Origin of the sequence: Companilactobacillus versmoldensis DSM 14857 = KCTC 3814 (assembly GCF_001434295.1) — a bacterium.
GTDB classification, from domain to species: Bacteria; Bacillota; Bacilli; order Lactobacillales; family Lactobacillaceae; genus Companilactobacillus; species Companilactobacillus versmoldensis.
The window spans coordinates 1-14,726 of record NZ_AZFA01000033.1; the positions used below are offsets into that span (position 1 = coordinate 1).

A 14,726-nucleotide genomic window follows, 5' to 3' on the forward strand; every position below is an offset into this window, starting at 1 on the left:
GCCTTGACTCCGTTGCACTCTTCGCGACAACAAATAATATCTTACCAATTAGATAAGTCGCATGCAAGCCTTTTTTACAAAAATATCAATTCTTTTTTATCTGCTCAATATCTAGTACCTTGTCGACCCAGTCACTACTATAGAAATCTTCTTCGTGGGTTACTAAGATCATCGCACCAGGATAGTTTCTAAGCCCCTTACGAAGTGATGCTTTACTTTCATCATCCAAATGGTTAGTAGGCTCATCCATGAATAGGAAGTTAGTTGGTTCAAACATCAAGTCAGCTAGCTTGACCTTCGTCTGCTCACCACCTGATAGAGACTTCAATGGGGACATGATCTGTTGGTTAGTCAATCCAGTTCTAGCTAAGAACTGGCGAACTTCCTTATTGTCAGACTCAGGGTGATCCTCACTAACAACCTTGAACGGAGTCACCATATTACTCTTCCATGCCAAGTCCTGTTTAAAGTAACCGATCTTCACTACATCAGAAAAGTCAAAGTTACCAGCCTTAGGTTCAATCATCCCTAACAGAGTTTTGATCAAAGTAGTCTTACCAATACCATTGAATCCCTTGATGACCATCTTCTCACCACTAATAAGCGAGAAATTAAGCTGTTGATCAAACAGAGGCTCGTCATAACCGATCTTAAGGTCATTGACCTCCAATACCATTCGTGAACTAGGAATCTCCTTATATGGGAAATTAAAGCTAGCAATTGTCTTATTACCTGGTGGCGTTAAGACATCCATATGCGACATCTGTTTTTCCCTACTCTTCGCACTCTTCGAACGAGAGCCAGCTTTAAATTTACGAATATAAGCCTTTGTCTTCGAGATCTTCTCTTGTTGCTTAGTATAAGCTTTCATGTAAGTTTCTTTATTCGCAGCCTTCTGCTTTGTAACTTGCTTAAGACTACCAGTGTACTTAGTGATCTTACCGAATTCAATATCAGCGATACAGTTAACTATCTTATCCAAGAATGAATAATCGTGAGAGATAACAATAAAGGCACCCTCGAAGTTATTCAGATAATCAGATAGCCACTCAATGTGATTCGTATCCAAGTAGTTAGTCGGTTCGTCCAGCAGGATCATATCAGGATGCTCGAGCAAAATTTTTGCCAAAATGATTTTCGAACGTTGTCCACCAGATAGCTTAGAAACGTCTTGATCATAGCCAATTGCGTCCAAACCAAGTCCAGTAGCAACTTGGTCGACCTTTGTATCGATCTCGTAGAAATCGTTGGCGTCCAATAGCTCTTGGAGCTTGCCGGCCTTTTCCAAGTCTTCTTCATCGGGATCGTTCATATAGATATCAGTCAATTTGTCGTTGGCTTCGAACAAGTCGCTAAAGGCTGTGTTCAAATATTCGCGGATCGTCATCCCTTCGACCAATTTAGCTTGCTGATCAAGATAGCCGACGGTCAAATGCTTCTGCCAAGTGATCTTGCCATCGTCTGGTTCCAATTGACCAGTTAAGATCTTGATGAAGGTACTCTTCCCCACTCCATTTTGACCGGTGATACCTAAGTGATCTTCTTTATTAACTTGTAAGCTGGCGTCATCGTACAATTTCTTATCCAAAAATTGTTGCGTCAAATGTTGTACTTCTAAAACACTCATAATTTTATTCCCTCTACAAAGTAAGAGGCTAAGACAAAAATAACTCGTCTCAGCCTCAAATATTTTCTATTCTGACGTTTGATCATTCTTAAAAATAGTATACGTCTGTTCCATGTTACCGGTGTAATTGAACGAGAAACCACGTCTTTCGTTCAAACGGTTCAACTTAGTCACTTCATTGTTGACTGTCTCATCAGGTAACGACAATTGCTTACGCAGTTTATCTGAGACCCGTTGTAGTTCCTTAGTTGGTGCAACCTCATAAGAAACTCCATCGACCATCTGACCGTATCCTTGGAGATGATCTGACTTGATGTCGTCAGATGCATCCCGATACTTCATAAACATCGTCTGCATATCATTGAAACTCAAGTTGGTAGTCATCGAGTCAGAAATGCTATCTAGGACGTCTTTAAAGTGAGTAAACGTCTTGGCACTAGCGGCACTCTTGATAATAGCTGAGATGATCTGTCTTTGACGGTTTTGACGACCATAATCACCATTTGGATCTTGGTGTCTCATCCGAGCATAATCAAGTGCTTGTTTACCATTCAAGTGCATCTTACCCTTTTTAAAGTGAGACTCCTTTTGCCCAGCATCACCATAAGAGAAACTGAAAGGTACCTTCACATCGACGCCACCTACACTATTAACGATTTTCTCCAAAGAATTGAAATCAACTTTGACATAATAGTCGATTGGTACATTAGTCAATTTCTCAGTTGTAACAACGGCACTGTTTTCGTTCCCGATATTATAAGCTGAATTGATCTTTTGGATCTTGTGGGTATTGTTAGTCTTGCTCTTCCATACCTGTGTCATCGTATCACGAGGAATTGAGACCATCGTGGTCTTATTCTTCTTAGGATTAACTGTTACGATGATCATTGTATCCGAATTACCACGGTAATTTGATTCAGTGTCACGTACTCCATTATCAGTCGTATCGACTCCTAACAACAGGATCGATACTGGCTTACCATCGGATATCTTGGTCGATGCTTGTTGTCCATCTAGCGGCCTAAACGTCTTATCTAGTGAGCCTTGTGCTTGCGCATATAGACGGAACCCATATGATCCCACAATGAAAAATGCGATCAAAAGGATCAAGCCTAACACTTTCAAGAAGGGCTTAGTTACCCCACCCGAATTGTTGGAGGCCAAAGCACTATTGTGTGAAAGCCTGCGACGTGTGCGCGACATATTATTATTGTTGTTCATAAATTAACTCCATTAAGCTAAGTCTGAATTTGCATTAAAGTAATATTATACAGCTTCCAGATAGTAACAGTGAGGTTATTTGGTATATATTAAATGTAACCAAAAAATATATTCTATTATTATCAAAAACTCGATGAGCAAATTAAAACATCTCAAATAATTATAAAAGATTCATGCTCACTGTCAAACACATAAACGAAACATTTTCAATAAAGTAGGTGACAACGATGAAAAAACTAGGCACACACGCCCTGTCAGATCTGTGCCTCAAAACAGCCTATCTACTCGTCAACGGCGGGGCTGAAACCTACCGTGTCGAGGATACCATTGAGAGGATCGGACATTCATTAGGTAGTGACGTAAGATGTTATGTAACGGTAACAGCAATTTTTATAGAAATCAACCATCAGAACTATAAATTTATCAAATCCCGTCTTGGTGGGACTAATTTGCAGATGATCGACGATATAAATACCATGTCCCGACAACTTGCTGAGAAAACAATCACTGGTGAAGAATTCACTCTCCATATCAACCATCTATATAGGAATAAACGTACAACAGACTTCCCCTTCTATATCAAAGCTATCGGTGCTGGCCTAGTCTCCATGGCCCCGATGCTGCTTTACTCGATGCCACTATACTATTTCATCTACTGCTTTTTTGTCGGTATCGTTGGCTATACGATCTCTTATTACTTATCAAGACTATCTATGTTGCCCTATGCTGACCTGTTTATTTCCGGATTCGTGATTGCACTACTTGCCATCACCCTCAAAGACTTGGGCATAACTACCCAGTATCATACGATCATCATCGGCGCAACCATGCCCCTAGTACCGGGAGTGGCTATCACCAATGCCATTCGTGAACTAGTCATGCGTCATGCCGTAAGTAGCATGGTCAAATTTTTGGATTCACTGTTAGTTGCCAGTAGCATCGGTTTCGGCATCGCATCAGCATTGATCATCTTTTAGGAGGCCGTAAAATGGATATTATAGAAAATCTCGTCCTAGGCGGATTGTCAGCCATCGGCTTCTCACTGATCACCAATGCTCCTAGAAGAGCAGCTCGCATCATTGGTATCACCGGTGCCCTTAGTTGGACCGTCTTTTATATATTAAAGAACTACTCACATATGAACATCTTGATTGCTAACTATATCGGAGCCGTCATCATCAGCGCTTTAGCCTACTTCTTTGCCAGACGCTATCGGTTGCCCGAAAACATTATCGTGATCCCCTGCCTAGTTAACCTAGTCCCCGGAGGAAATGCCTATCGCACGATCCTCTACATGGTCCAAAACAACTACTCCGGATCAATCAATCAAGGCTTACAAACATTCCTTATCGCATCATTCTTAGCAATTGGTTTGTTCACGACACCATACGTTGCCGCTACGATCAAACGACTGAAAATGCTCAAACGTACCGGTAGGAAGTTATAGAAAAAAGCTTAACCAGAAATATTCACAATTAGTTTCAAGCACTGATATTGTGAAAAATTTCATATGGTTAAGCTTTTTTAGTTACTAATGTTCAGTTTGAGGTCAGGTACATCTCCACCATAACTTCTGATCTCGTTCATCAAGTCGATCAAGGTCTGCTTCTGATCTTCTTTATCAGAATCATCATTCTTGTAGGCCTCTTTGACTTTCTGAACCTGTTGCTCATATTCTGGCATCAACTTATCGACCATCTTCTTACGTTGCTGAGTTCGTTGAGCTTCGATCTTCCGCTTCTCAGCTTGATATTTCGACAATTGTTTATTGTCTTTCTCGGCTGCCAAAGAAGCCTGTTGAAAATTGAGTTCCTTTTGTAAATTAAGGATCTGAGTCGAGAACTCCTTCTTAGCTTTTTGGCGTTTAACATTGATATTCAAATAACGGATCTTTTGTAATTGATCTAACTTCTTAGAATACTGTTTTTCTTTAGTTAGGTCAGAAGTCCCATAATCATCCAAAGCTTTTTGAACTTTAGCCTCTCGTTTCATCTCCTCTTTTTTAGAAAGATGATAGATGATCCGGTAGTCCATATTGAATAAACGATCTTTGTTTTTCTTCTCTTGAGCTGAATTGAACTGTTCAAAATCTAAATCAATAACATCCTGAATCGTTTGTTTCTTATTACTATTATCAACGGTCACATTTTTACCAGAGACCTTAATAGTACTTGGACGTTTGAAATCGGTATCTGACTCCTTCATCTGCTCGACCAAGTACTCGCCCTCAGCTTTGAAGACTTTCATCGGTAATCCCTGTTGAGTGCTTGTCAATGAATCTTGGTGATCATCATTCCCAGTCCAGTTTGCGATAGTAAAATCTTTCGTCATACCCACAAAATAAGCATCTTTATTGTTATCAGTCGAGCCGGTTTTACCTGCCGTATATTGATAATTATCAAGCGAAGCTGCTTTACCCAATCCGTCTGTTATGACAGATTGCAATGAATTCAACGTCATGTAACTAGCGTCAGCTGTATAAACTTTTTTCTTCAAATGACGATTTTGATAAATTGTCCGTTCATTTGACTCATCATAGACGCTGGTCAAATTACTTGGATGAACGAAATTACCTTGACGGGAAAAACTACTATAAGCTGATGCCATTTCAACGGTTGTCGTACCATTGGTGAAACCACCTAAAGCTAAAATTGGATTGCGGTCTTGTGGTGCTAATCTAGCAAACTCCATTTTAGCAAGATCATTATAGTAACTCTTTTGCTTATCTTCGATAGCTAATTTATAAGCAACGGTATTGATAGAATTCTCAAGTGCATGTCGAACAGTCGTCTGTCCGGTGAAGCCTGAATACCAATTAGTGACGTTCCAAACTGCTGAATCTGTCACTTGGCTCTGAGGAGTATACCCACGTTCGAAAGCCGGTGCGTAGGCGACCAGTGGTTTAGCACTCGAACCAGGTTGACGATAACCACGGATGGCCCGATTTAACTGATCACCACTAGTTCCACGACCACCAACGATGGCAATAACGTTGCCAGTGCGATTGTCGATTACTGTACTAGAGACCTGCGGCTGTAATTTTCCTTGTTTATCTTTAGAATCATTTCCTTCATAGGTCTTATTTACCAAATTCTCGACCTGTTTTTGAACCTCAGGATCGATTGTCGTATGGATGCTATAACCACCATTCAGCAATTGACCTTGAGCACGATCGTAAGCTTGGTCGTACTTGCGATAATACTTATTCTGATCATCAGTATTGTTGAAAGTATATTTCATCGAAAAGCCGGATGACTTCATCAATTCCTCAGTAGCATTAAAGACAGCATAGTTAACGGCGTAATTCTTTGAAATATCATTATCAAACGAATGCGTACTGATTTTCAAGCCTAGTGGTTTCTTCCGAGCTTGTGTATATGTCTTCTTTGAAATAAGTCCTTCGCGATTCATGATACTTAAGACCATATTCCGACGTTTCAAGGTCCGTTTAGGATAAGCTACTGGGTCATAATAAACTGGATTATTGGGGATACCTATCAGGGTAGCTACTTGTTGAACATTTAATTTTGACTGATCCTTTGAGAAATAATATTGAGAAGCACTCGTAAATCCATAAGTTGCATGTCCCATATAAACATCATTGATGTAAAATTCTAAAATCTGTTTCTTACTGAATTTCTTTTCTATTTCCTGGGCAATAACCATCTCTTTGATTTTCCGAGAGATAGTTTGGGATTGATCCTTTAGAACAACATTTTTAACCAACTGCTGCGTCAAAGTAGACCCGCCCTGAACACGTTGCTGAAAGATACCCGAACCAATCGAACGTAGAATAGCGTACATATCGATTCCATGGTGAATATAAAATCGTCTATCTTCGACATCGACTAACCCTTTTCTGATCATTGGATTGATTTTTTGTTCTTTAGTATAGTCAGCATCAGACTGTGAGAAACGTTTCAGTTCCTTATTATCTGCACCATAGATGCCTGTAGAATTTTTTGGATAAAAATCCTGAGCGTCAAGTCGCTGACTATAAGAATAACCATCAGCAATTGATGCTTTTATTTGGCCACCAAATTTTATCCAGAAAGCTACTATTAATAAAACAAAGACAATGACTATACTTAAAAGTATCTTCGGCCATCGCCGCTTTTTAACTTGTTTGTTTAGTTCACGACTTTCTCTCATCTTATCCCCTATTTAACATATAATAATGTTCCCGTAGAAATCTCACTTTCAATTGTCGATAATCCACTGGCAGAAATTTGAATACTATTATTGTAATTACCACTACCGGAATAAATAAATCCAATCGTGCTTGAGTCTCCAAAATAAATTGAATTAGTCAAACTAGGATTGTTTTTGAGCCAAAAGACTGGAGTAGCATTATTGTAATCAGCAGTCGTATTGTCAGCATCAGTGATACCCAAATCTTGTAAACTAGAAGTTGTTGCATTAGCCAGATACTTCCCATAATCACTTGAACCATGATCAGTTACGATAGCAGCATTGTCTCCAGCCGAATTGATAATCGATTTGATTGAATATTGTCCACTAGAGATATTACCAGAAATGACAGATACTGAAGCTCCATCAGGAGTATATTTACCATCACTCAATGTCATATAGCCAAGTTGTTCTTTTGATGTGTCATAGTACAAAACATGTTTTTCGGAAACACCAGCGTCATTTAATTCACTAGTTACTTTTGACGATTTTTGTAGGTCAGAGATGATGTCCACGTTAGCAGGTTTATATTTTTCTTTTAAAGAAGAATTCTTCAATGCAGCTAATTGGGCTTCGGCATTTTTCAATTTACTATTGTCACCTGAATGCTGATTAAAATGTTGATTCATCTGAGTAACTTCATCATTAAGATTGTTTTTGATGGTCTTATTTTTTATCAAGCGGAAATAGGTGTTGATCATCGAGATCCGTTTTAAGGAAATTGCTGAGTTATCATTATTAAATTTGTCCCAACTCGTTTGGATATATTTTTGAGCATCATGAGTTTGTTCAAACCAAATTCGAATAGTATCGAGTTTGTTTTTTTCGGTTTGATAAACATCTTGATTAGTTTCCTTGAGTAATTGTTGATCTAATTTATCAAGCAGCTTTTTGGTGATATCATCCTGATAATTTTTCTTTCCATTATATAAATCAGCAACAGCCTTTTTACGACTACTCCTTTGCTTGATTTGATGAATCAATTTTTGATAATCATCAACATTACCTTGATTAACTACATTGCCCGAACTGACATTGATTAATTTCCCAATAAAATTAAGTGAGCTCTGATTAATATTCTTTTTCAAGACATCTAACTGTTTATCTTGATACTGATTGGATATTTCCCGGGAAATACTTGCATTGACTGTTCCATATGTCAGCGTCACAAAAAACACCAAAGCAGTTAATACCCCAACCACTTTAGCAACGATCAATAAATATTTTGTCGATTTAGTGTTATTTCGTAAATCTTTTTTATCTTTCATCGTTTTCCCCATATAAATGTTTTGTTTCGTATACTATATATATTAGAATATTATTTCGCTAAAGGTGGTTAATCTTGAAAAATTTAACTAAAAAACAACTTCACTGGTTAATAACAGTTTTAATCTTATTGATTATCATTTTATCTTTTGCCTTCAATCTATTCAATATTAAGACAAAGACCACTAATATGATTTCTCAAATAACAATTCCTTTTTCTCTAATTGTTAATCCAAATCATATTGATCAAGGTGTGACGCCAAAATCAATCAAAGTTAACATCTCCGATCAAAACAATGAGAAAATTCAAGTGATTAACTTAGTCGATGATATCAATCAAAATTTTAAACAAGATAAAAAGTTCAGTTTTCTTTCAAAAAGCCAACAAAAAAAATTATCCGACAAAGTAAATCAAAAATCACATCAATATATTTCTTCAATCACCTTACTAAATTTTGGCCGTGATATCTCTGGTAAATATATTACGATCAGTTGCAATCAATATAATGATACTAAAAAAGTCATTAGTTATCGTTACTTGCTTCATTATGATGGACATAAAATAAAATCATCAAAACATCTCGGTAAAAAATCAGCTAGTTATCCACCAAGATTTATCATTCCTGATACTGCTTTAGGAAATGATGGCATCAATCAATCAAAATCATTTATGCAACAAATCAAGACAGCTATCATTAATTCAAATTTAATTTCCAATAATGAATCGATCCCTGGCGACTTTCAGCAAATTGCTGCCAACCTCGGTTTGACTAAAGGACAAAACGACAAAGCACTTTATCAGTTAACCAAGCATGCTAATTCACGTTTAACCAATTTTGCAATTATTGGTTATGAATTATCAGACGTTCCCAGATACAGTAGGATCTACCTCAAACAAATAAATAATGGACATTCCTACTATTACACTCTGACTTATAATCGCAATACTAATAAATTTCAATCATTTCAAACGGCTATCCACTCCAACCGTTTAGCTAATCAATAACAAACAAAAAGCATGACACAAATTTAAAATATAATTTGTGTCATGCTTTTTTATTGAAATATTTCCCGGGAAATATTATTTATTATTCCAAACATCATTAACAATGATTGTTTGATCACGATCTGGGCCAACAGATACTGTTGCATATTCAACATCTAATTCTTCTTTTAAGAATTCGAGATATGCTTTGGCTGCATCTGGTAATTCGTCGATTGTTTTAGCTTGGGTAATATCTTCGTCCCAGCCATTGAATGTTTTATATACTGGTTTACATTTTGCCAACATATTTAGATTTGCTGGATATTCATCAATCTGTTTACCATTGTAATCATATCCTACACAAACTTTGATTTCTTTCAGACCTGTTAACACATCTAAACAATTTAATGATAGGTGTGTCACTCCCGATACATTACATGAATGTTTGAGGACAACTGTATCTAACCAGCCAATTCTTCTGGGACGGCGAGTAACTGTTCCATATTCATGTCCTGCATCTCTTAAGAAGTCACCTGTTTCATTGATTTGTTCAGTTGGGAAAGGACCAGCGCCTACACGAGATGTATAAGCTTTAACCACACCGATAACCTTGTCGATCATTGGTGCACCGATACCAGCTCCAGTTGTTACTCCACCGGCAGGATTTGAAGATGTGACATATGGATATGTTCCATGATCAACATCGAGCATAATTCCTTGGGCACCTTCAAATAGGATGTTTTGTCCAGCTTTTAATTCTTTGTTCAAGTATGCTGAAGTATCGATCACACGATCTTTTAATTGTTGACCTAATTGATAATACTTTTCAAAAATGTCATCAAAGTTCATTGGTTCAGCATTGTAGATTTTTGTAAATAGTTCGTTCTTTTCCTTCAAGTTCTCTTCTAATAGGTCTTTAAACAGTGGTTTATCAAGGATATCAGCCATTCTGATTCCCACACGCGCTGATTTGTCACTATAAGTCGGTCCTATACCTCGATTAGTCGTACCGACCTTAGAATCTCCCTTAGAAGCTTCTTGTAATTTATCCAACTCAATATGATAAGGCATAATCAAGTGAGCACGATTTGAAATTTTCAAATTTGTAGTATCTACGCCTTGTTCATGTAACCGTTTCAATTCATCTAAGAGTGATTCGATATTTAGGACCACTCCATTACCGATGATACTTGTCTTATCTGAATATAAAATTCCTGAAGGGACCGAACGTAATTTATATACTTTGCCATCAATATTTAAGGTATGGCCAGCATTATCGCCACCTTGGTAACGAGCGATAATATTTGCCTCACCACTGAAATAATCAGTGATCTTACCTTTACCTTCGTCTCCCCATTGGGTACCTACTACTACTACAGTTGTCATTTCTTATCCACCTATACTATTAATTTTCTGGAATATTTGCGATTGAAGAAAACTTATTATACGACTTAACAAACAAAAGCTTAGCTGTACCTCGCGGACCTGAACGGTTTTTGGCAATTATGACTTCTACCTCACCAACATCTTGGTCCTCTTGATCTTGTGGTTCACTGTTGCCATCCTCATCTTCATCACGATAATAATCGTCTCGATAAAGGAAAGACACGATATCGGCATCTTGCTCGATAGAACCAGATTCACGAATATCTGATAACATTGGACGCTTATCTTGCCGTGCTTCAACACCACGAGATAACTGTGAAAGAGCAATGATTGGCACATGAAGTTCCTTTGCCAGTTTTTTCATATTACGAGAAATAACTGAAACTTCTTGTTGCCGGTTTTCTTGACCAGTACCTTCAATCAATTGTAGATAGTCAACTACGACCAGATCAAGTTTACCTTCCTCTTTTTCCAAGCGACGACATTTCGAACGGATCTCAGCCATCTTCACACCAGGAGTATCGTCAATATAAACATTCGTATTTGACAAACTACCCATAGCTACGACCAAACTGTCCCACTGATTCTCATTCAATTGACCAGTCCGCAATGCGTTAGCATCAATTGAACCTGTCGAGCAAAGCATCCGATTGACCAACGACTCCGCACTCATTTCCAGTGAGAACATCGCCACAGTCGCGTTATCACGGACCGCAGCATTTTCAACTAGATTAAGGGCAAAGGCAGTCTTACCAACACCAGGCCGAGCGGCCAAAATTATCAGTTCGTCTGGATGCAGACCAGTCGTCATAGAATCAAGATCCTTGTAACCTGTTGATAGTCCAGTGACGTCGGTATCTTGACCATAGAGTTTATCGATTTCCGCAAACGAAGACTTCACAACATCGCTGATTTTTCGAAATCCTTTATGACTTCGATTTTCAGAGACGTCCATGATCTCACGTTCAGATTGATCGATGATCGAATCCAGATCTTCATTTTCATCAAAACTACGATTAACGATATTAGTAGCAGCATTGATCAAACTGCGCAAAACAGATTTCTGCTTAACGATTTTGGCATAGTAAGCGGTGTTGGCTGCCGTCGGAACTGAATTAGCCAAATTAGCTAAGTAACTCAGACCACCAACATCTTCCAATTGATTAGCTCGATTCAGTTCATCCTGAATTGTAACCACATCGACTGGACCATCGTCATTCTCATTGATATTGACCATAGCTTGAAAGATCAACTGATTAGCATGTTGATAAAAGTCCTCAGGTTCGATGAACTCCATCGCTTCTGTTAATGCATCTTTGCTCAGAAAAACCGCCCCAAGGACAGCTTGTTCAGCTTCCTTGTCATTTGGCGGTATCCTAGTTATATCATTATTCATTAATTACCTACTTCTTTTCAACGATGTGAACTCTGATAACAGCTTCAACTGTATCAAAGATCTTAACAGGCACATTGATATAGCCAAGAGCTTTAGCACCCTCACCTAAGTTCATTTTGTGCTTATCGACATCAAGATTGAATTGTTTCTTTAATTCTTCGGAGATCTTCTTAGTAGTAACTGATCCAAACAATCTGCCATCAGTACCAGCCTTCGCAGTGATCTCAACGACAGTTTTATCGTCTTCAATCTTGTCCTTGATAACTTTGGCTTCGGCTAATTCTTGTTCGTAATCTTTTTCTTCACGATTTTGTTCAGCCTTCAAAGTAGCCATGTTTTGTTTTGTGGCTTCGATTGCCTTATTGTTTTTGATTAAAAAGTTTTGAGCATATCCGGTAGCAACGTTTTTAACTTCGCCACGTTTGCCCTTTCCTCTTACATCTTCAGTAAAGATAACTTTCACTGCAATGACCTCCATTATTTATTATTTTGCATATCTGATAGTACTTCGATCAATTGTTCCTTGGCATCGTCAACTGAAGCATCAGGTATCTGGGTAGCAGCATCAGACAAGTGACCACCACCGCCCATTTTCTCCATGATAACTTGAACATTGACCTTTCCAAGACTACGAGCCGAAATACCGACACGTCCATCAGGACGTTTGCTGATTACAAATGATGCTTCCACACCATTCAATGATAGTAGAGTATCAGCTGCTTGAGCAACAATGACGGGATCATAATTCTTATCATTTTCGCCGAAGCAAACAGCCATATTATCCCCTACCATCGTGATAGATTCAATCAAATGGTTTCGTTCAATAAATGAATTGACGTTTTCCTTCAAGATTTCTTGAATCAAGGTCTCATCAGCACCAACTGATCTCAAGTAACTAGCAGCATCAAAAGTCCGCGTACCAGTTCTCAACGAGAAGGACTTCGTATCGACAGTGATACCAGCCAACATTGAAGTAGCTTCGATCTTATCGATCGACTTCTTATTCTTAGGTTGATATTCTAACATCTCAGTGATCAACTCACTAGTTGATGAAGCATAAGGTTCGATATAGATCAACATCGGATTCTCTGGGAATTCCTCACCACGACGATGGTGATCAATCACTACGATCTTCTCGCTACCTTGTTCAAAAAGTTTTGGATTGATTGAAATGCTTTGCTTGGAGTGATCGACCATTACTAGCAAAGTATTCGATGTGACTGCGTTGTTTGATTCATCAGAAGTGATAATATCTTTATCAGCCTCAGGATCCTCTTTCTTGATGAGGTCGAGCAAGCGAGCGACATCAGTGTGTAATGACTTACGATCAACCACGATCTTACAAGGTGTATTGTTCATAGCAGCAATACGTCTGATACCGAGTGACGAACCAATAACGTCCATATCTGGATGATTGTGTCCCATTACGATAACTTGGTCGCTATCTTTTAATAGCTCCTGTAAAGCTTCACTGATCATTCTAGCCCGGACACGTGTCCGTTTCTCCATTGGGTCAGTGTTACCACCATAGAAACGAGCCTTCTCGCCAATACCTCTAACGACGACCTGATCACCACCACGGCCCAGTGCTAAGTTCAGATTCTTTTGTGCTTCTTCACTTAGAACTGACAAATCATCAACACCGTATGAGAATCCCATACTCAATGTTAGAGGAACGTTTTGCTGCGAAGTGTATTCTCTAATCGTATCCAAAACTTTGAAGCCTTGCTCTTCAGCATTAAACAATTTACCTGAATAAGCCAAGATGAAGAAATGGTCATCATCGATTCGCTTCAAATACATTTTTTCATGAGTGGCCCAGTTGGTTAATTCGTTCGTGACATAATTGTCCAAGTTGGAAACATCTCGATCACTCATTGATTGAGTGATTTCAGCATAGTTATCTAAATAAACTTGACCGATAACTGAACGGTTATTTTCATAACGGTTTTCCATTTCGGAATACTGTGTTATCTCGAACAGATAAATCACTCGTAGTTCACGTTGAACTTGAACCAGGTAATACTTGTGTCCGATCTTGATGGTTTTACTGCTGCCATGCTCAGCATCTTCTTCCTCATCCGTTGTCACGAATGACAATAACTCGGGAGAAATATCAGCAATGTTCATACTATAAATTGGTTCTAAACCTGTTTTCTCAACGAAATATGGATTTACCCATTGGACCTGACGGTCTTCGTCATAGAGCAAAATACCTAATGGATATTCTACAAAACTGTTATCAGTTCCCCGATCGATCCGGTATTGTAAATCAGTAGTATATTTTCCGGCTTTTTCCCCAAGAAGTAGGAATAAGTATACGAATAATATCAAGGAGATGACGACTAGTATTGCTTGAATATAGCCACTTACTGCTCCATGAATAACTCCTACTATAAAAATTGAAAGCAGCATCACTATTAACGATGCCGCTGTTAATTGAGTCGAATGATCAACTCTTGAGAGGAAATATCGAAGGTTAGATTTTATATTTTTCATATCAATTCCCCTTTTAATATACCTTTTAATTTTATCACAGCTGGCCACTTTGCTCACTGTTTATTAATGGTAATTAATCTTTATTAAGGTAGAAAATTGAGCAACAAAAAAAGACCACTGATGTGGTCTTTAATAATGGGTCTAAACTTTCTGGT

General features: G+C 38.3%; 11 protein-coding genes. 3 read left to right on the top strand and 8 right to left on the bottom strand.

Annotation, left to right across the window (positions count from 1 at the left end; translation table 11 throughout):
* Positions 1-85: 85 nt before the first annotated feature.
* Both FC27_RS10895 and FC27_RS10900 read right to left on the bottom strand, forming a co-directional pair.
* Positions 86-1,627 (bottom strand): ABC-F family ATP-binding cassette domain-containing protein, encoded by a 1,542-nt coding sequence (locus FC27_RS10895; RefSeq protein ID WP_010625582.1) that lies wholly within the window; start codon positions 1,625-1,627, stop codon positions 86-88.
* A 66-nt stretch (positions 1,628-1,693) separates the two neighbouring features.
* A complete protein-coding gene (locus tag FC27_RS10900) occupies positions 1,694-2,848 on the bottom strand; it encodes an LCP family glycopolymer transferase (protein ID WP_010625581.1) in 1,155 nt (384 codons plus the stop codon).
* Between the two features lie 227 nt (positions 2,849-3,075).
* Between FC27_RS10900 and FC27_RS10905 the strand changes: the two genes are divergently transcribed.
* Entirely contained in the window at positions 3,076-3,825 is a 750-nt protein-coding gene (locus FC27_RS10905) for a threonine/serine exporter family protein (RefSeq protein ID WP_010625580.1), read from the top strand.
* 11 nt (positions 3,826-3,836) lie between these two features.
* Positions 3,837-4,295, top strand: coding sequence for a threonine/serine exporter family protein (locus FC27_RS10910; RefSeq protein ID WP_010625579.1), 459 nt, complete (start codon positions 3,837-3,839; stop codon positions 4,293-4,295).
* 77 nt (positions 4,296-4,372) lie between these two features.
* On the opposite strand, the gene FC27_RS10915 is transcribed toward FC27_RS10910, so the two are convergent.
* Both FC27_RS10915 and FC27_RS10920 read right to left on the bottom strand, forming a co-directional pair.
* The gene (locus FC27_RS10915) at positions 4,373-7,000 is read right to left on the bottom strand and encodes a transglycosylase domain-containing protein (protein WP_010625578.1); all 2,628 of its coding nucleotides are present in this window, start codon (positions 6,998-7,000) and stop codon (positions 4,373-4,375) included.
* A gap of 8 nt (positions 7,001-7,008) precedes the next feature.
* Positions 7,009-8,307, bottom strand: a complete 1,299-nt coding sequence (locus FC27_RS10920; RefSeq protein ID WP_010625577.1) for a hypothetical protein — start codon at positions 8,305-8,307, stop codon at positions 7,009-7,011.
* 74 nt (positions 8,308-8,381) lie between these two features.
* Between FC27_RS10920 and FC27_RS10925 the strand changes: the two genes are divergently transcribed.
* A complete protein-coding gene (locus FC27_RS10925) occupies positions 8,382-9,311 on the top strand; it encodes a hypothetical protein (protein WP_056938104.1) in 930 nt (309 codons plus the stop codon).
* A 75-nt stretch (positions 9,312-9,386) separates the two neighbouring features.
* Here the strand turns inward: FC27_RS10925 and FC27_RS10930 are convergent, their stop codons facing one another.
* The 4 genes from FC27_RS10930 to FC27_RS10945 are packed head-to-tail and all read right to left on the bottom strand — an operon-like array spanning position 9,387 to position 14,571.
* Positions 9,387-10,676 carry an adenylosuccinate synthase gene (locus tag FC27_RS10930; RefSeq protein ID WP_010625574.1) on the bottom strand — a complete coding sequence of 430 codons (1,290 nt, stop codon included), beginning with the start codon at positions 10,674-10,676 and terminating at the stop codon, positions 9,387-9,389.
* A gap of 19 nt (positions 10,677-10,695) precedes the next feature.
* On the bottom strand, positions 10,696-12,072 hold the full coding sequence (gene dnaB / locus FC27_RS10935; protein WP_010625573.1) for a replicative DNA helicase: 1,377 nt from the start codon (positions 12,070-12,072) through the stop codon (positions 10,696-10,698).
* Positions 12,073-12,079: 7 nt separating this feature from the next.
* The gene (gene rplI, locus FC27_RS10940) at positions 12,080-12,535 is read right to left on the bottom strand and encodes a 50S ribosomal protein L9 (protein ID WP_010625572.1); all 456 of its coding nucleotides are present in this window, start codon (positions 12,533-12,535) and stop codon (positions 12,080-12,082) included.
* A 14-nt stretch (positions 12,536-12,549) separates the two neighbouring features.
* Positions 12,550-14,571 (bottom strand): DHH family phosphoesterase, encoded by a 2,022-nt coding sequence (locus FC27_RS10945; RefSeq protein ID WP_010625571.1) that lies wholly within the window; start codon positions 14,569-14,571, stop codon positions 12,550-12,552.
* Positions 14,572-14,726 lie beyond the last annotated feature (155 nt).